Annotated in this window: 17 protein-coding genes; 9 read left to right on the top strand and 8 right to left on the bottom strand. The window is 51.4% G+C overall.

Annotated features, from left to right (window positions below; all coding sequences use genetic code 11):
• Both WKJ04_RS05365 and WKJ04_RS05360 read right to left on the bottom strand, forming a co-directional pair.
• A partial coding sequence (locus WKJ04_RS05365; RefSeq protein ID WP_337879466.1) for a DUF4347 domain-containing protein occupies positions 1-5404 on the bottom strand: 5404 nt, incomplete at its 3' end.
• Positions 5385-6257, bottom strand: coding sequence for a sulfotransferase (locus WKJ04_RS05360; RefSeq protein WP_337879465.1), 873 nt, complete (start codon positions 6255-6257; stop codon positions 5385-5387). The genes WKJ04_RS05365 and WKJ04_RS05360, both read right to left, overlap by 20 nt.
• Before the next feature lie 483 nt (positions 6258-6740).
• Between WKJ04_RS05360 and WKJ04_RS05355 the strand changes: the two genes are divergently transcribed.
• The 3 genes from WKJ04_RS05355 (at position 6741) to WKJ04_RS05345 (ending at position 8498) form a co-directional block, all read left to right on the top strand.
• Positions 6741-7115 (top strand): hypothetical protein, encoded by a 375-nt coding sequence (locus WKJ04_RS05355; protein WP_337879464.1) that lies wholly within the window; start codon positions 6741-6743, stop codon positions 7113-7115.
• A gap of 63 nt (positions 7116-7178) precedes the next feature.
• Complete coding sequence (locus tag WKJ04_RS05350) at positions 7179-7487, top strand: hypothetical protein (RefSeq protein ID WP_337879463.1); 309 nt, start codon at positions 7179-7181, stop codon at positions 7485-7487.
• Between the two features lie 15 nt (positions 7488-7502).
• A complete protein-coding gene (locus WKJ04_RS05345; RefSeq protein ID WP_337879462.1) occupies positions 7503-8498 on the top strand; it encodes a YkgJ family cysteine cluster protein in 996 nt (331 codons plus the stop codon).
• Here the strand turns inward: WKJ04_RS05345 and WKJ04_RS05340 are convergent.
• From WKJ04_RS05340 to WKJ04_RS05325, 4 genes are all read right to left on the bottom strand, one after another.
• Positions 8495-9010 carry a GNAT family protein gene (locus WKJ04_RS05340; RefSeq protein WP_337879461.1) on the bottom strand — a complete coding sequence of 172 codons (516 nt, stop codon included), beginning with the start codon at positions 9008-9010 and terminating at the stop codon, positions 8495-8497. The genes WKJ04_RS05345 and WKJ04_RS05340 overlap by 4 nt on opposite strands.
• A 130-nt stretch (positions 9011-9140) precedes the next feature.
• The gene (locus WKJ04_RS05335) at positions 9141-10019 is read right to left on the bottom strand and encodes a hypothetical protein (protein WP_337879460.1); all 879 of its coding nucleotides are present in this window, start codon (positions 10017-10019) and stop codon (positions 9141-9143) included.
• A 244-nt stretch (positions 10020-10263) separates the two neighbouring features.
• Positions 10264-12243, bottom strand: a complete 1980-nt coding sequence (locus WKJ04_RS05330) for a phytanoyl-CoA dioxygenase family protein (protein WP_337879459.1) — start codon at positions 12241-12243, stop codon at positions 10264-10266.
• Complete coding sequence (locus WKJ04_RS05325) at positions 12212-12808, bottom strand: aspartyl/asparaginyl beta-hydroxylase domain-containing protein (RefSeq protein WP_337879458.1); 597 nt, start codon at positions 12806-12808, stop codon at positions 12212-12214. The genes WKJ04_RS05330 and WKJ04_RS05325 overlap by 32 nt, the downstream gene beginning before the upstream one ends.
• 117 nt (positions 12809-12925) lie before the next feature.
• Here WKJ04_RS05325 and WKJ04_RS05320 point away from each other — a divergent pair, with 117 nt between their 5' ends.
• Positions 12926-13402 (top strand): hypothetical protein, encoded by a 477-nt coding sequence (locus WKJ04_RS05320; RefSeq protein WP_337879457.1) that lies wholly within the window; start codon positions 12926-12928, stop codon positions 13400-13402.
• Here WKJ04_RS05320 and WKJ04_RS05315 read toward each other — a convergent pair whose 3' ends face one another.
• Entirely contained in the window at positions 13403-14836 is a 1434-nt protein-coding gene (locus WKJ04_RS05315; RefSeq protein WP_337879456.1) for a VCBS repeat-containing protein, read from the bottom strand. It abuts the gene before it with no gap.
• 135 nt (positions 14837-14971) lie between these two features.
• Here WKJ04_RS05315 and ylqF point away from each other — a divergent pair, with 135 nt between their 5' ends.
• The 5 genes from ylqF to WKJ04_RS05290 all read left to right on the top strand — a co-directional run bounded on the left by ylqF (position 14972) and on the right by WKJ04_RS05290 (position 20219).
• Complete coding sequence (gene ylqF / locus WKJ04_RS05310) at positions 14972-15907, top strand: ribosome biogenesis GTPase YlqF (protein WP_337879455.1); 936 nt, start codon at positions 14972-14974, stop codon at positions 15905-15907.
• Between the two features lie 40 nt (positions 15908-15947).
• Positions 15948-17600, top strand: coding sequence for an amidohydrolase (locus WKJ04_RS05305; protein WP_337879454.1), 1653 nt, complete (start codon positions 15948-15950; stop codon positions 17598-17600).
• Between the two features lie 92 nt (positions 17601-17692).
• Positions 17693-18445 carry an RNA methyltransferase gene (locus WKJ04_RS05300; protein ID WP_337879453.1) on the top strand — a complete coding sequence of 251 codons (753 nt, stop codon included), beginning with the start codon at positions 17693-17695 and terminating at the stop codon, positions 18443-18445.
• A gap of 2 nt (positions 18446-18447) precedes the next feature.
• Entirely contained in the window at positions 18448-19329 is an 882-nt protein-coding gene (gene cysM / locus WKJ04_RS05295; RefSeq protein WP_337879452.1) for a cysteine synthase CysM, read from the top strand.
• The gene (locus WKJ04_RS05290; RefSeq protein ID WP_337879451.1) at positions 19329-20219 is read left to right on the top strand and encodes a DMT family transporter; all 891 of its coding nucleotides are present in this window, start codon (positions 19329-19331) and stop codon (positions 20217-20219) included. Before cysM ends, WKJ04_RS05290 begins: the two co-directional genes overlap by 1 nt.
• A 3-nt stretch (positions 20220-20222) precedes the next feature.
• Here the strand turns inward: WKJ04_RS05290 and WKJ04_RS05285 are convergent, their stop codons facing one another.
• Positions 20223-21419 carry a hydrolase gene (locus WKJ04_RS05285; protein WP_337879450.1) on the bottom strand — a complete coding sequence of 399 codons (1197 nt, stop codon included), beginning with the start codon at positions 21417-21419 and terminating at the stop codon, positions 20223-20225.
• Positions 21420-21616 lie beyond the last annotated feature (197 nt).

The raw sequence follows: 21616 nt of genomic DNA, 5'->3' as shown, positions 1-21616 counted from the left end.
TGTTGGCAATGCTGAAGGTCAGTGTTGTCGAGGCGTCCTCATCCGTTGCTGTGGGCGTAAAGCTGTAAGCCGCATCCTGTGCCACGCTGGTAGCAGGTGTACCACTGATAGTCGGCGCGCCATTGACATTGGTTACCGTCAGGTTAAAGGCTGGCAGGGACGCACTCAGCGCCCCATCACTGACACTAATCACTATGCCTGCAGTAGTTCCAACATCCGTATTGGCTGGAGTGCCGGTCAAAGCCCCCGTTGAGGTACTGAAACTGGCCCAGGATGGCGCATTGGTGATGGAGAAGGTCAGCACATCCCCCACTGAGTCTGTGGCTGTAGGCACAAAACTATAAGCAGTTCCTTCGGCCACTGTGACCGCCGGCGTTCCACTGATAGTGGGCGCCCCGTTGGGTGTCACGCTATTGGAAGGCGCGGAGGCTGAACCAGTCCCCACAGAGTTCGAGGCTGAAACTGTAAAGGTATAAGCAGTACCGTTGGTTAACCCAGACACAGTTAAAGGGGACGTGCTGCCACTGGCGGTAGCTCCGCCAGGAGACGCAGTCACTGTGTAGCCGGTAATGCTGACACCACCACTGGAGCCAGGTGCACTGAAACTCACAGTGGCCTCCCCACTGCCAGCCGTGGCGGACCCAATGACAGGAGCCCCAGGAACCACAGCGTTTACAGTAAAGCTGCGACTGACCTGAGTGGCAGCCAGATAACTGTCATTCCCAGCCTGATCCGCATTGATGGTACAGGTTCCTGCTGTCACAAAAGTCAGGGCACCTCCCGTTGTAACAGTACAGACGCCTGGGGTGGATGAAGTAAAGCTTGGTGTTAAACCTGAATCCGAAGTCGCCGTCAGTGTTGGGCTGGTACCAAAGTTTTGTGCGCCTGGGTTATTAAAGGTCAGAGTTTGAGTTGCTTTGGGTATGACTGAGTTCGAGGCTGCAGACGCAGGGCCGGTGCCCGCCGAGTTCTCTGCCGTGACGGTAAAGGTATATGCCTGACCATTGGTCAATCCGGTGACCACAATAGGCGAACCAGCACCATTCACTGGCGCGACATCCGCAGGGCTCACTGCCACTGTGTAGCTTGTTATAGTGGTGCCACCGGTATTGACTGGCGCGGAAAATGCCACGCTTGCCTGAGTATCTCCAGCTGTGGCCACAGGTGCGGCAGGCGCCCCCGGAACAACAGCAGCCACAGTAAAGCTGCGGCTGACCTGAGTGGCCGGCAGGAAGCTGCTATCGCCGGCCTGATTGGCATGAATGGTACAGGTCCCCACAGTGACAAAAGTCACAGTAGTACCAGAGACAGTACAAACACCTGTGGTGGCAGACGTAAAGCTGACGGTTAACCCTGAATCAGAACTGGCCACCAAAGTAGGTGTAGTTCCAAAATTCTGCGTACCAGGATCCGCGAAGGTAATGGTCTGAGGGGACGCAGGTGTCACTGAGTTTGACGCCGCTGAAGCTGCGCCAGTCAGGCTTGAAGCGTTGGTCGCAGTCACGGTAAAGGTATAAGCCACACCGTTTTGTAAACCGGATACGGTAATAGGTGAACCCGCCCCAGTCCCCGTAAAACCTCCGGGGTTTGACGTCACTGTATAACCAGTCACAGCCACCCCACCAGAGCTGGACGGTGCGCTAAAGGTCACAGAGGCGCTCGCACTTCCCGCAGTTGCGGTACCAATAGTCGGCGCTGAAGGTGCTACTGCATTTACCGTAAAGCTGTGGCTGACAGTAGTGGCGGCATTCCAGCTGCCGTTACCCGCCTGGTCGGCATTGATGGTACAAGTACCGGCAGTGACAAAAGTCAGCTCGCCACCACTGGTAATAGTGCATACACCTGCTGTCGTCGAACTGAAGCTCACTGTAAGTGATGAGCTTGCAGTGGCAGATAGAGTTGGGCTGGTGCCAAAAGCCTGGGCCGCTGGCTGAGTAAAGCTGATAGTTTGATTGCCTTTTGGAGTAACAGCCGCAGAAGCCGAAGACGCCACTCCGGTGCCCACACCATTGGTTGCGGTGACGGTAAAAGTATAAGCCGTACCATTAGTCAAGCCAGTCACGACAATTGGAGAACCTGTGCCAGTAAATGGCCCACCCGCTACCGCCGGGTCTGGGATCACTGTGTAGCTGTCAATCGATTCGCCACCGTCATTCACTGGTGCGGTAAAGGCGACGGAGGCCTGGCCATCACCGGGTGTGGCTGTGACCGCTGTTGGCGCATCAGGAGCTGTTGGAATAGCGACTGTATGCCCAGTGCCACCCGTATAGGCCGGAGGGCCCGCATTACCGGCTGCGTCAGTAATATCAGTTGACGCATTCAGATTCAGTTTGAGCGTACCGTTACCGCTGATGCCACTGACAGTCACAGTGACACTGGTACCTGAACTTGCTGAGACGCTGGAGATAGTTCCTGTGACACCGCCCGTTGTGTCCAATGCAAAGTCATCAGTGGAAATATTAGCCACAGCCTCACTGAAAGAGACGGTAAAATCGACAGTGGTATCTTCTGCCGCCGGAGTTCCTGTCGGTGCGGTAGCTGTCACAGTTGGAGTGGTCTGGTCCAGCACTATTGCTAAACCGGATGAAGCAGCACTGGCATTGCCTGCCACATCAGTGGCGACAGCGGTAATGGTGTGACTGCCTGCAGTGGTGACAGCTGAAGTGGTTATACTCCAGTTACCCGCTGTGGCAACAGCAGAACCTAAAGCCCCGTTTACGTTAGAGCTTAACGCCACAGTGCTGCCCGCTTCTGCGGTTCCAGTGAAGTCGAGGCTGGATGCCTTGGTCAGTTGATCGCTGTTACTGCTGCCTGTATCTGAGCCTGCATCCAGCGTCGGCGCCGCAGGTGCCGCCGGAGCCGTGGTGTCGATGGTGAGAGCTAAACCAGCCGAAGCCACAGACTCATTCCCGGCGGCATCCACAGCTTTGGCTGTCAGTGTATAGCTGCCTTCACTCAGAGCAGGGCTGGTAATACTCCAGCTTCCCCCCGATGCAGTTGCAGAATCCAAAGCAACAGAACCGTCCCTGTACAAAGTCACAGTGCTGCCGGTTTCTGCAGTCCCTGTCAGCGTGGGGGTGGTGTCGTTGGTAATATTGTCAGTTGAACTTGTACCAGTATCTGAACCTGCAGCTAAATCAGGAGCAGAAGGGGCATTAGGGGCAACACGGTCAACTGTATGGGTAGCGCCGCCGGTAAAAGCCGCGACATACCCGTTTGTGCCATCTCCATTACCAGCCGCGTCGGTCAGATCGGTATTAGCTGCGACATCAAGCCGCAATGCACCATCCCCTGTAATGCTATCTACGGTCACATTCACGCTGGTGCCGGAATTTGCTGAAACACTAAGCACAGATCCACTGGCCGAGCCGCTGACTGTTGTGACCTCAAAATCGTCGGTCGAAATATTCTGAGTCAGGCTATCAAAAGCAACAGCAAAAACTACACTGCTATCTCCAGCCACCGGAGTGCCGTTCAGGCTTATAGAACTGACAACAGGCAGTACATTGTCCACAACGGTGACAGTAAAAGCCTCTTCGTAAGTTGCAGCCGCACTATCTGTGGTACGGATACGAACGCTGTAATCCCCTGCTGCCAATGCTGCCGCATTGTTTGCTCTCAGTGAGGTGCCGCTGATATTAAAGCTGCCGTTGTTGGTATCCCCTGTTCCTGTAACCAACGTATAGGTATGGGAATCCCCCCCATCTGCATCGGTGCTGCTTAAAGTACCCACGACCGCGTTGGCACCACCACTTTGATTCACCGTGGCATTGCTTAATGTGATATCCGTTGGCGTTGCATTAGGGTTTACCACAGTCACAACAAAAGTATCGGTACTGGCGTTGCCTGAGCGGTCAGTAGCGGTGAGTGTAACGGTCGAAGTACCCACAGCAACACCGGTGACAGTGACAGTACGGTTTGCTCCGGAACCACCAGTTGCGACAGTAGCTTTAGTCGGGTCTGAGCTGGTGGCAGCAAAAGTAATGTCGTTTACGGGAGTAAAATTATCACTGAGCATAACAGCCAGAGCACCGGTATTAGCGCCAGGGGCAATACTTTTATCAGTAATATCTGTGATACCTGGACCTGCACTGTCGGCGTCTACAGTTTTAAAACTAGCCAGACGCATGACATCGACCTTGCTTCCCGCCTGATTGACAAAAGTGAGCCGGAATTTTGTCAGGTTGACGCCAACAAAGTTACTTAAGGCTCCCGCTGAGGTAAAAGTAAAAGTGTTGGTTGCCGTTGTATCATTGGTAATAGCAGTAGAGACAATAGTCCCCCCCCCCGCCTGAGCGGTACGGTAACCTGTGATGCGTACACTGTTAAATACCGTTGAATAACCAGCAAATTCATCCGCCACCGCTTCGGTTAACTGAAAACTGCCGCTGCGTTTTCTGATTTCTATATGGTTGGTGCCGCTGATAACAGCTTGATTTAGCATTGCTGTGCCATCAAGACGCAGAAATGCAGGCTCGTAATTTGGCGCGAAATAATTCGTCAATCCAACCGTTGTACCACCGAACCCGTTGTTGTGCATAAAGCCACAACCTATATAGTCAGTGGAATCAATAGAATGGTAAAAATAAGTTCCACCAGCGTCACTGGGGCAATTATCTTTGACATTGCCACCCACTGAGGGCCCTCCATTTCTGTAAGTGAAGGTACCTGGATTACTGAGTGTAAAAGTTCCAGCCAACACCCCCGAAAAATCCATTAACGCTTTTTCAGAAAAAGCCAGTTGGGTGTCAATCTGACCTTGTTGGATTTCCAGATCCCAGTCAGCATTTTGTGCCAGATTGCCAGTCAAATCAGTGGATGCCGCTATATCCAGATGGGTGTTTTGCTGAATTAATTCCAGCAATTCTTCACCTGCTTTACCCGACGCTAAATCGCAGCCATACAAAAGTAAATCTGCGCCTTCTTTTAACGCCCCGTTTAAAGCGGCAAATACTTCAACCTGCTGTTTCAGCTGTTCTGCATTGACTTTGCTATTGCCCAGCTGCAATTCGCCTTCTGTGGCATGAGAGACAATATGCAGGGCTGACAAGCCCTGATAACGCTTAAGTATGCTGCTAAGCTGACTGGCCGCGTCCTGCCCGGCTTTTAATTCAATAATTTCAACACCAGGTTTTAACGCCCGGTAAAATACCTGTTTATCCGGCACTGCAGAGTCAATCAGCACCAGCTCGTTTATGCTTGAGGCTTGCGTGATCGCTAAATCATCATCAGCTTCGGTCACAGCAGTCCAGTTGGATTGCGGCTCTGTCGGGTAATGGCCAAGCGATGAACCGGGTACAGTTAAATAACTGCGCTGATACAAATAACTTGCCTGAACCTGTGCGCCGTAAAAGCCAAAAGGCAATAATAAGCCCGACAGCACTTTACTTAAATGAACCTTCATCCCCGCCTCCCGCTTCAGCTGTGGTGTTCCGTGCAGCGGTGCGGCTGACAATACAATGTGCCGCGCTTGCTGTGGTATCCAGCCAGAAATCCATCTGTTGATATTTGACGAACAAATCAGGCGGTAGAATGCTGCGCCTGGCCTTAAACTCTACTTTTTTCCTGACCTGATGCAGCCCTTTTACCCCCAGCTGCTGGTCAAACTCACTTTCGTTGTAGTCCACCTGCTCAAAATCGTGGGCAAACAGGGGCTCCCCCAAAAACTGATAAATCAGTTCCAGAGTGCGGGCAGGTTTTTGAGTCAGAAGGTCGTAATCGACCAGCAATAAGCGGTCAGAATACTCACCATAATAGGCTTCTTTTAATGCAGTCCAGGCGCTGCCGACAGCACCGCCGCTGCTAATTAACGATTCACAGCGGCTGTACACTGTCTGCCTGCTGGCCGGGCTGAACATCCGGCTGTAGTCAAACGGGTTTTTCCGGTAAATTTTCTCGAAACTGTCCATCACCCAGGCCGGGTTGCGCACACAGCAGATCACCTTAAAATCGTCAAACAGCTCCACCAGTTGATGTAAGCGTGCTGTCCATTGCCTGTTGGTATCAAAAATAACCGGCTTGGCACTGTCGCTGTAATACCCCTGAAACAAGGCTTTAGAAATGGCTTTGCGTTTGTTTTCATCAAAGAAACTATAGGATTCACTATTGGCCCCCATTTGCTCCAAAGCGCTGTTCATCAGGCCAGCCACAGGGCTGCTGATCGCTGCATGAAAACGGGGGTTTTGCCTTAAGATGCCGGATAACAGTGTGGACCCCGAACGGGGTAATCCTGAAATAAAGTGATACTTCTGCGTCACATCCAATTCCCTTGACCGCTAATGCCGCTAAAACTGGCTAAGTTTAAGCCAGTTTATAAAAATCACCAAACTCAATGTAAAAACTGCAGTGCTCAGACTGCATTCAATTAGATTAATAACTCGAAATTTTTTTATACAAACTATAAAAAACACATGATAAACAATGGATTTGTACGAAAAGTTGTCTAGCCTTACAAAGTTTCAATACAGGAACATAGCAATCCCCACACTATTTTAAGGAGCGCGTTTATGGAACCCTTTTTAGGCCAAATTCAGGCTTTTGGTTTTAGTTTTCCTCCCAGAGGTTGGTCCTTTTGTTTAGGTCAGCAAATCAGCCTGTCGCAAAACACGGCATTATTCTCACTGCTGGGCACGACTTATGGTGGTAACGGCCAGACGACCTTTGGCTTACCAGACTTAAGAGGTCGTTCGGCTATAGGCCAGGGTCAGGGACCGGGGTTAAGTGCTTATCAGATAGGCGAAATGGCTGGAACTGAGTCAACCACTTTAACGCTAAATAATATGCCTATCCATAGTCACACTGCGACAGCCACTCCGGCAGCTGCTACGGTTGCGATTACTGCCACTTTAAAAGCCAGCTCAGCAGTAGGAAGCAATGCTGTACCTGCAGAAGGAAACTATCTGGCAGGAGTATCTGGTAAAACAACATTTTACGCCACTTCAGCCGGCACAACAGTAGATTTGGGCGGTTTGACCGCAACAGGAACTGTCAGCGGCGGAGCACCCACTGTCACTGTAGGGAACGCCGGAGGCAGCCTGCCTTTTTCTATCCTGAACCCTTACCTGGCATTGAACTTTTGTATCGCTGTCGAAGGTGTATTTCCTTCAAGAAACTAATAACCCATACATCAGGGCTACACCGTAGCCCTGTTACTTCAGTCAATTCTGGTAGTTAAGCAATTGAATTTAAGTCAGATCACAGCAGAATATTTTAGTCCCTATACAGGGCAGATGTTTCAGGTTAAGCGCAAAGGTATTGTGGTCGCGCAACTCCAACTGGAACAGGTGTCTATCTCAACTATAAGCAACAAAAATTTCAGACAACAGTTCAGTCTATACCTTAAATCCTCCGGTTTAACCGCCTTTCCTGACGGTCTGTTTACACTGTCTCATCCGGAATGCGGAGACCTGCAACAAGTTTATCTCAACCGAGTGCTGCCGGAGCAGGCAGGAGATCAAACGCCTTATTATCAAATCAGCTTTAACTAAAAAGAGCAGGACCCCATGACCAGCCCGTGCTTCAGTTGTCAGACATCCCCCTGTTGTTCCCATCTGGAACTGACCTCTTTTCCCATCAGAACTCAGGCAGACTTAGATCAGGCATTGTATTTCTCCAATTTCAGCAACATCGATACCACACTCAGCGCTGACTGGCGCTGTACTGTGTATTTTCTGAGCCGGTGCAAAAACCTGACCTCTGAAGGTGGTTGCGCTGTGCATAACCAACCAGAGCAACCGTTAATTTGCGTGAACTACAGCCCCTATAAGTGTTTTTATAACAAAACCATGACCAATAAGAGCGAACCTAAAGCGGATTTGGTATGGATGGACAGTCAACGCTGGTTGTTATTGCAACAGTGGTTGTACAGTGAGCAGGAAGCCCTGCCTTTTTATCCGGCCTGGCCTGAGCTGCTGGCGCAACTCTTGCGCTCAGCGTATCAGGGAGCAGTGCCTTATCAACAATCAGCAGCCATGATTGATACACCTTACGCCAACTGGCTGATCTGGGCCGAAGGTCAAACCCAATTGCCTTCCCCTGCCAGGTACAGTTTTTCTCAGTATCGCTCGATCTGCGATTCATGCAGCAGCTGGTGCTGTACCTTTTTATCCGTTCCATTAAAGCAGCCGACAGAGTTTAAAGACATTGATTACATTCGTTATTGCCTGAACTTTGAAGGCACTCAGGTGGCCATTACAGACGCTGGCTGGTCTTTACTGGTAAAAACTACCTGTCGTCATTTGCAGAATAACAGGTGCAGTATTTATCAACAGCCTGAGCGGCCGAGGTTATGCCGTTATTATCCTGAACAGGACTGTTATTACCGTAAAACCATAGCTCAGCCCAATACAACACAGTACCTGCGTTTAGCACAGGCAGAGTTTGAATTGATGACCACTCTCTTCCATTTTCAGGAGCAGGGGCAGCTCTTCCCTCTGCCTGATGTGGCTGGTATCAAAGCTCATGTGGAGCAACAACTGGCAGAGTCAGCAGAAGCTTAAAGCCCGGCATAAACTTGTTGGCCAGCCGGATACCAAATCATCAGCTCATGGGTTTGGTTCTGTTGTTCTGTCTGAAAACCCAAAGAGTGGTAGATAGCTTTGAGTTTGCTGTTAAAGCTGTCCACCACCAAACCAACGGGCACCCTCTGTTGAGCTGCCACATACTGAATGGCACGGATCACTGCGGGACCATAGCCTTTCCCCTGCGCCTGAGGGATGAGCATTAAGTCCACTATATGCACCAGGTTCACCCCCATATCAATCACAATCCGCCCTATAGATTCCGAGGTTTTTTCAATAACCATCACTTGTGCGTTCGGAAAGCGTTCACCATAACTGTCACTTTGTAAATCAAACTGATGCTCTATGATGGTTTCAATGTAATCCGTTTGAGCATCTGCCAGCCGCAATACAGCTCTGCTGCTGTTAAATAAACTGGCAATAAAAGGCTGATCGGATGGCCTGGCCATGCGTAACCCAAGCCCATCAGGTAAAGTAAATGCTGTGGTCATACCAAATTACTCCTTACATATAGACCCTTCGTCTTTGAAGCTGCAGCTTTGTTGACAGCGCCATCTCGCCCCAGTCACACAGGTTTACTATGCTCCTGGGGTCTCACTGGCTTGTCGCCTCGCTGCAACTTCAAGTGACTTGGGTATAGACCATTAGTTGTTGATACAAGGGTGACAGTTGCCGGGTTAACTCTGTGCTCTGTTCATCGTCAAAATAGTCACGTTTCCAGCCATCAGGCTGAAATGTTTTTTCTGGATTTTTGCTGTACTGCTGCAGGCTTTTCTGCATCATTTGCAGTTCAGCAGTACTGAAACTCAGGTTAAAAAACGGCAGAATATGCGCCTCCACCGCTTGGGGTAATGCCTGATAGTCGATCAGCAAGACCTGCTGCAGATCTGCACAGTGCAGCATCCCTTGCATCAGTTGCTGAAGCACTCTTTGCTGGTAACCCAGCAGTGCGTCATTTTCGCTGCCCGCCCCCGTATCAAACAAACGGCACTGTTTTCTCAAAGGCACCATATGCCAGCCAGCCGATCGTTGATGTGAAGCCAGAATATCCAACGGATGACGGGTCAGAAACACAGAAGGAACATGGGGATACAGCTGGGTTATCTGCTGAATAAAACATAGATCCCATGCATTCCATTTCACCACTAAATGCTGTTCCTGCCCTCTGAGCCTGCCTTGTAAGTTCAGCATTAATTTCAGGGCACGGTAACGCTGCAACGGATCCAAATGGGGATCCTGCAACACGGCGCTAAACAGTTCAGATTCAGCGATCACCCTGCATGACGGGCTTACAGCCAAACTGCGTGAAACCAGGGTTGAACCACAACGCGATAAATGGAAAACAAAACCTGCAGGTTTTACTGCAGTCAACCTGCGTTCCTGCTCCAACAACACCGACAAGCGGGTTTTAGGCCGAATCAGACTTGCCAGCAGGGTTTTACGGGTTTCAGTGACATAGTCAGCAAAATAGCTTTGTACCGGACGGTTCAAAGCAGGCATCCACTGTAAATCCTGAGTTTGTTCACTGTAAGCAACAGGAAGCCAACACTGACTGAAGAGTTCCAGTTCAGGTGAAATACACACCGAGTTTTCTGCCTCCAGCCAACTTAGCAATTCATGGTCTGAAACCAGTTCCATCCGCAGTAGTTGGCGCAGACATCGCATAAATGCAACAAAATCCAGACAACTGGCCAGTTGCTCCAAGGCAGCCGAACTCTGTATCAAACTCAAGTAACGTTGAGAGTTAAGCATTGGAGGTGCCCGGATACATATTGATGTAATGCACCATACGCGGCAGATGATGCAGGTTACGACTGGCGCCATGAGGCAAAGCCTGATGCCAGATAATTAAATCGCCCGCTTTGGCCGCTATGGCTTTGACTGGCCAGTTTGCCCAGTGTTGCTGCTGCAACTCCATGGCAGATTTGCCTGAGTTTTTGATCCAGTCATCAATCTTCAGATGAAAGCCCGGCACACAACTAAAAGCCCCTTGTTGCTCTGTGGTATCGGTCAGATAAATCAAGCCCTGGGTGGCATAAGGGACAGGCGTTATCAGTTCGACATCCCAATGCATATCAGGCCCGGGGAAAGACCAAAGTGCCGTTTCCGGTGGATTAAAACTGACTCTGTCTGTGCTCATTACTAAGTCGGTACGCTGCCAAAGCTGTTGGAATATCTGCCGGATCAGCGGAACCTCACGATTGGCGTCCAGCACAGGATGGCGAAACAGTTGCAGCATAATTTTCTGCATTTTGTCCGTTTTCTGATACCAGCTGTCTGGTTTTTCTGGATCGGCCTGCAAGTACTGCCAGATCACCTCACGGCTTTGCCGGCATTGCTCAGCATTTAATACACCGGGAACCACCAGATAACCTTCCCGCTGCCAGAATTCTAATTGCTCAGTTGTCAGTACTTTAGGCAGCGGCGTGGTGGATTGCAGCTGCAAATCCCGCAGTTGCTGATTCAGCGTATCCACATCCAACTGCTGCAGATAAGGCGCTAAAAAGGCAGCAAAGTCACTTAACCGGCCACAACGATGCAACGCCTGAACACCGGGCTCCAAGCCAATGCCGGACAAGTCCAGCAGAGCTTTATCCAGTACCCACTCATCAGTCACATCGGCCTGCAACTTTTTATGGCATTTAAGTACGGTTTTTTGCCATAACCTTTTGGCATGAAATAAACCGGCACAGCTGGTGTCTTCACTGTCGCATAAAGCTGGCCATAACTCTGTGTACTGAAAGTCAAAATCCGGCTCGCCCCACTGCTGGTACTCAAAGCGCACAACAGAAGCTGGTTGCAACATCAGCCGCTGTTTATAACGGGGCAAAGTGAGTTGTGACTGTTGTTCTTTCAGCCAATGCCCGCGATACACCTGCACTTCTGTGGTTAATTTCAGATCCACAGGCCCAGCTTCAAACTCAGGCAATAGCAGCTCGCCATAAAAAGCCGCCTGATCGCCAGAGGCTAAAGTGCGGCATAAAGCCAAATCCAGCGTCAATAAGGGGCCAAGCCACTGCTGTTTTTTCTGCTGTTGCTCAGTCCACTCCAGATAGGCGTCCAGTTTAATTTGTTGTGGGATCAGCTGACCTTGTGGAGTTAAAAATTGCTGCAAATGACTGAACACCTGCACTTGCGGCTCTTGTTGCAGTAAATGTTTCATCGTCTCCGACAGGATCAGATCAAAACTCTGCCCTGCTTTGGCTTGCCATGCGGTGGCATCGGCACAGACCCAGTCGCAGATCCGATCGGACAGGCCAAAACTGTCGGTCAGGCTTTTGAAACTTTGCAATGACCACTGATGAATATCCAAAGCTGTCACCTGCAGCTGCTGTGCACTAAACAGCGGTAACAAGGGCAATAACAACCAGCCTAAAGGCCCTGTGCCTGCATACAATAAACGCACTGGCTGCGCGGGTTTCAACTGCAGTTGATCACAAATAGCCTGATACAATCCCTGAGTAAAAACCCGGCCGCGCTCAGCGTCTTCCGCACATTGGGCCGCAGTGGTTGGCGAAACCGCCTTGCCATAAGTTGTTGCTGTTGCGTCTGGATCAGTAAAAAATTCCGGATGTAATTCAAGATCGATCAGGTCACACAGCTTATGTAACACAGGGTCTATCAGTTGTTTGGATAAACCTGAGGAGGGGCAATCCAGCAAAGCCCGGCCAAAGCCTTCCAGGTCAGCGCAGTTAAAATGTGGCTTGATGTGTTGCTTTTGCACAGACTTGCTCCTTCAGCCAAGGGGTGACGACACAGTCCAGTACCAGGTTGATTCTGCTGCTGGCACCCAGATTTTCGACGCTATGCGTTTGATCCGCATTGATGTACCAAATTTGCCCTTCCTGCATAGGCACAATTTGCCCTGCGACATAAAAATGCAGCTTTGGGTTAGACTGCAGGCATAAATGCAATCGGGCTTCGCCCTGCTCCAGGCAAAGTCCGTGATCGCGGTGCGGTTTGATCATCGCTTGTGGGTGCAACCGCATTAAGCGGGCTGCTTTGACAGGGCAAGGCCAGCTGGCCAGAAAGTGTTTCAACGCCGGAGCCAGTGCAAGCACGGGTAAATCCAGCCACTGCTCAGCATCAGTCAGGGTAAAACTTTGCAAAATGCCGTGGGCATGCTGATGTTCTGCAGCACAACGTAACGGCAGCACATCCCATTCGCCCTGATAATCCCGCTTGTTGACATGCTCTGTCCAGGGCTGAGCTTCCAGCAGTTTTAATTCCTGCTGGATTTGCCGATAATTCTCTGCATATCCAAGAAAAGAAAAATGACAAACACTCATAGCTAAATTACTGGTTTTTCTCTATAAAATTCAGACTAACAGAAAAAAGGAACTAAGAAAGTTCTGACTGAAAAAATACCGAAGTCTATTAGTTCCACTGTAGAGGACATGAGTTGAATGGATGAATTATCTAAGGTGCTGAATTTTTTCACTGCTATTGGTATCAGATATCAGCTGGAACCTCTGGCAGCATCCGGTTTTTTACCTGGTATTCTGATCAAAAATGGCACGCTGTTGATTGACCCGGAACAACTGACCTATCCCGGTGATTTATTGCATGAAGCCGGGCATATTGCCGTGATGCCTGCTGCGGACAGGCATCTGTTAAATGACAATGTGAATGACTCTGCGGGTCAGGGGCCTGGGGAGGAAATGGCGGCTATTGCCTGGTCCTGGGCTGCGTTACAACAGCTGCAGTTGCCTGCAGAGTTTTTGTTTCATCCGGATGGATACAAAGGCGGCTCAGCCACTTATATTCAGGCGTTTGCAGAACAGGGGGGGTTTGGCCACCCGCTGCTCAGCTGGTATGGAATGTGTGCTCCTGCCGGGCAACCGGAAGGTTACCCCAAAATGCAGCGTTGGTTGCGCCCCTGATTATTGCTGCAGTAAAAAATGCAGCTGATTTCGCACTTCGGCCGGGTCCTGGTGAGTAAAAGGCAACACCAAATCCATTTTTCCGTTTTGGTCTAAATCCAGCGCTTCAGCGGTCATGCCATTGAGCGGTACCGCTTGTTTTAACCGCACACTTTTGCTGCTGAACAGTTTCTCTTTGGCACTGGCATAGATTTTCAGGTGGTCTTCATCCCCAATCAGTAATAATGCAGGCACAGTGGCGCTGCTCAGCACTTTGAGCACCGGCAAATTCACCTGAGCGCTGCCGATACTGACCTGAGCCGTTGCATCCTGACGATACACGGGTTTTACCGGATACTGACCGCTGGTCAACTGAGGGAAAAATTGCAACTCAAGCCCCGCCGTTCCCGCCAGCAAAGCCCGTACCAGCTTACCAATACCAAACTCGGCGGCCGGGGTGTAAAAATCCAGCTTTTGATCGCCATTTAAATCAACAAACAACGGCTCTGACTGAATCCCCTTGGTATTAATCAGGCCTCCGGGTTCGGCTGGCCAGCTCAGACTCTGCCCCGCCACAGCATAATGCACCCTGTAGCTGTAACTCTGCTCCACCGCGTCCTGAAACAGCTCCTGGCGCACCACAATATCGGCCAGGCCATCTGCATTTAAATCTTTGATATCAAACAACCGGCGCAGCTGCAGGCCTTTAAAGCTGCGGCCATCGCCCCCCCTCAGCTCGGCCTGGTTGTCAGGTGTTAACCCCAACTGCAGGTCAACCAGTTTTGGTTCTGTGCTAAAGCCGCCCGCCTGCTGCAGATATACCAACAATTGGTCGTCCTGCTGAAAGGCAATATCGGTCAGGCCATCCTGATTCAGATCCAACTGGTACGGCTTTTTACTGCGGTAATCAGGTTCAGCCTGAAACACCGACATCCGGCTTTGCACCGGCAGGCTGAAGCGGTTAAAGCTGCCGTCGGCCTGCTGCAGGTAAAGATGGTAGGCCTGAAAATCTGGGATCAGAAAATCGCTCAAGCCATCTTTGTTAACGTCTTGCACAAAATCCAGGCTCGGCAGGCGCTTTTGGTCGACAGCCCGGTATAGTGATTCGGTATTAATTAAACGGGACCAGCTTTGGCTGGTGGCGTCATAGCGACTGACGCCTTCAGAACCCAATACCACCAGATTTTCGCTGGCCTGACCGGCTAAGCGGGCTTGCTGGAAGAACTGCACATGAGCGGGTAAGCCCAGTAATGTGACTTGCCGGTTGGATAAATCCACCCAGCTGAGCCAGCGCTGGGTATCGGAATGGCCAGACTGCAACAGCACCCCGGCTTTGGGCATCAGCACCATATCGCCGTTGGCCGGATGTTGTAACTGTACTTGCTGTTGCACAAAACTGACCGCCAACGCAGAACCACTGCACAGCATCAACAACAGGCTGACTACTTTGTTCATACCCACTCACTCCCTGAATTCACTGCAACAAAGACCAGCTGTTTGGAAAAAAATTCCTGCCAGCCGCCACAACAGCGTAAAATACTGGTTTTGTTGATTCAGTCTGCCACAGCAGATCCGTATGCGAGAAGCTTTATGTCGATAAACTGGTTCCCGGGCCACATGCACAAAGCCCGAAAAGAAATTGCTGAAGTGATGCCGCAGGTCGATATCATTATCGAAATGCTGGACGCCCGCATTCCTTTTTCCAGCGAAAACCCTTTGGTGCCCGAGCTACGGGGCGACACGCCAGTGATCAAAGTATTGAATAAAGCCGATCTGGCAGACCCGGCCGTCACCGAACTCTGGGTGCAGAAGTTTGGCGAAGAAAAAGGCATTCAGGCCATTCCGATCAGCCAACAAAACCCGGAGCATATCAAAAGCCTGCTGGCACTCTGTAACCAGATGCTGCCAGAGCGCAATTTAGAGATACGCGGTGCCCGCGCCATGGTTATGGGCATTCCGAACGTCGGCAAATCCACCCTGATCAACACCCTGGCAGGTCGCGTCATTGCCAAAACCGGCAACGAAGCCGGCGTCACCAAAATGCAGCAGCGTATTAAGCTGGACAACAATGTCATTTTGACCGACACGCCTGGCTTTTTATGGCCTAAGTTAAGCCCGGCCAGTTGCGGTTACCGTCTGGCGGTCACAGGCGCTATTAAAGACACCGCTTTTGATTACGCTGATATCGCTATTTTTGCCGCCGATTACTTATTGCAGCATTATCCACAACAGGTGATGGCGCGTTATCAATTGACCGAACAGCCGGAAAACGACGTGGCACTGCTGGATGCCTTGGGTGAACGTCGCGGTTGCATGAAAAAAGGTGGCGTGGTCGACCTGCAAAAAGCCGGCGCCATTTTGATCACCGAACTGCGTGCCGGCCTGTTTGGGCCCATCAGTCTGGAAACCCCGGATATGGTGACAGTGGAACTGCAGAATGCTAAGTTAGAAGAAGCCAAAAAAGCGGCAGAAAAAGCGGAACGCGACAAGATCCGCCAGAAAAAAGCCCAAAAACGTTACCGCTAGTCCGGCTGGTTCCGGCGCGGACCAACCCAGGGAAACTCCAATGAAGCTGTTCACCTCCTCACTGGTTTTTGCATTACTCAGCAGCACCGTCAGTGCTGCTCCGGTGCTGCTGACCAATATTCAGGGTTATGGTTTTGATACCAAAGGCGAGCTGACCCAGTTCAGCCAGCTGGCCTTTGATGACCAAAGTGGCAAAGTGCTGGCCCGCGGTAACCAGCTAAGCGGCTTTGAGCAGGCGAAACCCCTGGATGGTCAGGGTAAAACTTTGTTGCCTGGCTTGATTGACGGCCACGGCCATGTGCTGGGTTTGGGACAAAACCTGAATCAGGTGGATTTACGTAACAGTCGCAGTGAAGCAGAAGCCGTCACTGCCGTCGCTGCCTTTGCCAAATCCCAGCCACAGGCTCAATGGGTGCTTGGCCGCGGTTGGAACCAGGTATTATGGCCAAAGCGCCAGTTTCCGGGAAAAACCCTGCTTGATGAGGCTATTGCAGACAAGCCGGTCTGGTTAACCCGAATCGATGGCCATGCCGGCTGGGCCAACAGTAAAGCCCTGGCGCTGGCTGGTATCAGTAAAGAAACCCTGGACCCACCAGGTGGCGAAATTATCCGTGATGCCAAAGGCAACCCAACCGGGGTGCTGATTGATAACGCCATGTTGTTGCTGGAAAAGCACATTCCACAAAGCACCGAAGATGAACGACAGGCTGCACTGCAAGCCGCATTTAGCCACTTGTTATCGCTGGGTATCACTTCTGTGCATGATGCCGGTATTGATGCGGCCACCTTGCAAACCTATCAGCAGCTGAAAAGCAGACAGCAACTGCCAGTACGCATCTACGCCATGTTGTCTGCGACTGACCCACAACTGAAAAGCTGGCTGCAAGCCGGTCCACTGCTGGACCCGGCCGATCAATTGGTGGTGCGCTCGGTGAAAATTTATGGCGACGGCGCCCTGGGTAGCCGTGGCGCTGCATTAATTCAACCCTATAGTGACAAACCGGAACAAAAAGGTTTGTTTGTCACGCAGCCGGATCAGTTAACTGCTGTGATGAAGCTCACACTGGAAGCTGGCTTTCAGACCAATGTGCATGCGATTGGCGATTTAACCAACCGGCTGGTGCTGGACAGGTTCGAACAATTGGCCACAGACGAGCAGCGCCGGCAGGGCCGTCACCGGGTGGAGCATGCACAAATTGTTGCGCCTAAAGACATCCCACGTTTTGCCAAACTGCATATTCTACCAGCCATGCAACCGACACACGCCACGTCGGACAAAAACATGGCGCAAGACAGGTTAGGTGTGGCGCGTTTGCGGGGCGCTTATGCCTGGAAGACTTTTGTCGACCAGGGCAGCCGTATTGTTGGCGGCTCAGATTTCCCGGTGGAACTGGCCAACCCCTTCTTCGGCATTCATGCGGCTGTGACCCGACAGGACCAGCAGAACCAGCCGGTCGGTGGCTGGTTGCCAGAGCAGCGGTTAACACTGACGCAGGCGCTGAAAGCCTTTACCGTCGACGCCGCTTATGGCGCCTTTCAGGAGCAGACGATGGGCAGTTTACTGCCTGGTCAGTGGGCAGACTTTATTTTAATTGACCGGAATATCTACCAAATTCCTGCTGAGCAGTTGTGGCAAGTGCAGGTGCAGCAAAGCTGGGTGGCCGGACAACAAAAATATCAGGCTTCGATCTAGGGGCGGGTTGACCCTGCCCCTCTTGTTAACCAATCGATGTTCGAAAGAAAAAGCGCAGTCCGGCGGGCTGCGCCTTCAGGTAAGTAGGGTTTATGATCAGTCAGAAATGGGCAAAGCTGCTGCGTTCATTGCAGCAAAAAAAGTACCGCAAAATTGAGCAGCTGTTTGTCGTGGAAGGCGAAAAAGCCGTACTGGAGGTGCTGCAAAGCGAGTGGCCGGTGAAAGCACTCTTTGCCACTGAAGACTTTTTACAGCGCCATCCATTACTGGCTGAAAAAGCCGCCCAGGTGCAGCAGGCAAGCCCGGCGGAACTGGCGCAGGCGGGCAGCTTTCAGACCAATGACGCGGCACTGGCTGCCGTAGAAATTCCGGCTGACACAGGCTTTACTGAGGTCGAAGGCGACTGGGTTCTGGTGCTGGATCAAATTAATGACCCAGGAAATTTGGGCGCGATTATCCGTATCGCCGATTGGTATAACATCAAGACCATTCTCTGCTCATCCGACACTGTGGATTTGTATAACCCTAAAGTGATTGCCGCTGCCAAAGGCTCATTTTTGCGGGTGCAACTGCATTACGGTGATCTGCACAGCTGGCTGAGCCAGACAGAGCAACCCGTGTATGGCGCTTATCTGGAAGGCGACAATATCCATCAGATCAGTTTGCCACAGCAAGGCGGTTATCTGGTGATGGGCAACGAAGCCAGTGGCATCAGCGCAGACATTGTTCATTTGATCAACCGCAAAGTAACAATCCCGGCTTTTGGCCAGACCGAGTCATTGAATGTCGCGATGGCCACAGCTGTGCTGGTCGACAATCTGAAACGATTGTCTGCAACGAGGTGAACATGTTCCCGACTATTGAAGCTTATGTAGGGCAAACTCCGCTGGTAACACTACAACGGCTGACCCAGGGGCTCGGCAGCACTGTGCTGGTAAAACTCGAAGGCAATAACCCGGCAGGCTCAGTCAAAGACAGACCTGCTCTGTATATGTTGCAGCAAGCTGAAAAACGGGGCGATATCAAACCCGGTGATGCTCTGATTGAAGCCACCAGCGGCAACACTGGTATTGCACTGGCAATGGCGGCCGCCATTAAAGGCTACAAAATGAAGCTGATTATGCCGGACAATATGACCGAAGAGCGCAAAGCTTCAATGCGGGCTTATGGCGCTGAATTGATTCTTGTCAGCAAAGAACAGGGCATGGAGTATGCCCGTGATTTAGCTAAACAAATGCAGGCCGATGGTCAGGGCTTGGTGTTGGACCAGTTTAATAACCCGGACAACCCGGCGGCACATTACGCCACGACAGGGCCTGAGCTGTGGCAACAAAGCCAGCAACAGATAACCCATTTCGTCTCCAGTATGGGCACCACGGGGACCATTATGGGTTGCTCCCGTTATCTGAAAGAGCAAAACCCGGCCATTCAGATCATCGGTCTGCAGCCGGCCGAAGGCAGCAGTATTCCGGGCATTCGCCGTTGGCCGGAAGCTTATCTGCCTGGCTTTTTTGAACCTTCACGGGTCGATGAAGTCATGGATATAACCCAGGACGACGCACTGCGCACGATGCGGCAGTTAGCGACCGAAGAAGGTATTTTTTGTGGGGTCAGTTCGGGCGGCGCAGTGTTTGCCGCCTTGCAATTGGCTCAGCAAGAACCTGGCCGGGTGATAGTGGCCATTATCTGCGACCGGGGCGACCGTTACCTTTCTTCGGGAATTTATTAGTGCCCTTTGAATATCTGGCCTTGCTGGCAGCCTGCTGTTGGGCCGTTGGCAGTCTGTTATCGGCCAAAGCAGCCAGTCACCTGGGCGCTTTTGCGTTTACCCGTTACCGGCTGGCCTGTGCCGCCACCTTGTTATGGGCGTTGGCATTTGCGCTCGGCGGCGTCAGCACCCTGCACAAAGCGCAGCTGCCGTTACTGGCTGTCTCGGCACTGGTTGGCATCTTAATAGGCGACACCTCGCTTTTTGCATCGATGAACCGGCTTGGCCCACGACGCGCCGGTGTCTTGTTTGCGACCCATGCCATGTTTTCCGTACTGCTGGCTTACCTGTTTCTGGGGGAGTCCATTTGGGGTTGGACTTTGGCTGGTTGTAGCCTGCTTAGCAGTGGGGTCATGACAGCCATTTTATTTGGCAGGCGCAATGAAGAACAGCACCACTGGGAAGCGGATTCCGGCCAGTTGCGTGCAGGCATAGTACTGGGCCTGGTGTCGGCCTTCTGCCAGGCAGCGTCCACCCTGATGATTAAACCGCTGATGGAAACGGACATTGATGCAGTGGCAGCCTCTGCCGTGCGGATGACTGTGGCTTTAGCGGCCCATTTAACGTTGTTCTGGTTGGGGTTCAAAGTGGCCCGCTGTTACCTGCCGATGAACTTCAGAGTGTTTATGCTGGTTTTGATCAACGCCGCATTATCCATGGTGATAGGGATGACGCTGATCCTGCAGGCATTGAAGCAAGGTGATGCCGGACTGGTTGGTATGTTGTCATCCGTCAGCCCTGTGGTGGTAGTGCCTTTATTGTGGCTGGTGTATAAACGCCGGCCGGCAGCAGGCGCCTGGCTTGGCGCAGCCATGACAGTCGCAGGCACCATTTTGATCCTATGGCACTGAACCTTACAGCGCTTCCGGGATTTGGTTATTGTGCCGGTCAATCAGGCGCAGAATCTCTGCCAGCGCACCGGCATGGTCCGGCGTTAAAATGCCATTATGACCGAAGATAATATCGTCTGACACGGCCAGAACCCAGACCGCCTGCATATTGGCATCATCACAACTGTCGATGCCTCTGCGGGCTTGTACTCTGGCCCGGATACGCCAGCCTGAGCGGTCCAGCTGCATCATGCATCCGGGGATGGCGTCATGCTGCGCCAACTGACTGTTCAGGTTCAGCTGAATTTCACAGTTACCCCGTGGGCATTTATCAATATCGTGGGTAATAGCCCAGGAGTTACCGACAGCCCGCTCACCATCTTTCAGAAAATTAAAGGCCTCTTTCACCGCAAAGTCGCCTTTAGATTGCAACACCACCATGCTGGGTTTCTGCCTGTCGACACTCAGCAATGAATCCAATGGCTTGTATTCTTTGGCGGTAATGGCGGGGTTTAACAGTAAATACAAATTCGGGTTTTGTTTCCCTTGATCGATAGCAGCTTTTACACGGCCCTTGCTGGCATGAATGGCCACTGAGCCTCCCAGGCTGTGGCCGATAAAAATATATCGTTTTAATGCCCCCTGTTCGACCACAACATCTAATCTGTCCAGCAAACGACTGACACCGACTTCACCAACCTTGCGCGACACCCGCTTGCGTTGGAAAATGGTCGGGAAGTCCAGGGGTTCAAACCAGCCCTCACTGCGATAAGATTCATCCAGCCATAAGGGGTCGTACTTATCGCCGCGCCAACCCAAATACAAACCAATCAGGTTGCGCTCAGGTGCAACTTTTTGCAGCTCAGCAATATAGTTCTTAAACGAAACAAAGTTCGCGTCATGCGGCTCTGCACTCTGATGCCAGCCATGCACAAAAATCACCAGCTCAGCAGTCGCACTGTCAGGCATTGCAATACGTTTAAATAACGCTTCCTGTTGAGCCATATCATGTGGTTCACCTTCATCATTAAACTCCACCACATGGAAATTACTTTGAACCGTTTCAGCCGTCGGAAAATGGTACTGACGGTCGGGCACCGGAGAACCGAAAGTGGATATCAGCAACAGCAAGGTGAACAAAATAGGGATAAGCTTGAGCCAGGATAACCAGCTTAACCGCGACACCCGAAACCAGCAGTACTGGACAATCCGAACTAACATAAAGACCCCTGACCAAAAAACGTGCGCATTATAGCTGCTTTCCCGCTCTCCTGCAGTGTTTCTGCCGCATCCAGCATGACAGGTGTGGGCAAGAACAAAACGCAAAAAGGCCCAGTTTATCAACTGGGCCTTCTGGCTTTAGTGGGAGCCTGGCGGTGAACTACTCTCGCATGGCAAGCGCCACACTACCATCGTCG

The organism is Rheinheimera sp. (genome assembly GCF_037442345.1).
GTDB lineage: Bacteria > Pseudomonadota > Gammaproteobacteria > Enterobacterales > Alteromonadaceae > Pararheinheimera.
Note: the sequence above shows the minus strand (reverse complement) of the source record. Positions and strands in the feature narration are given on the sequence as shown.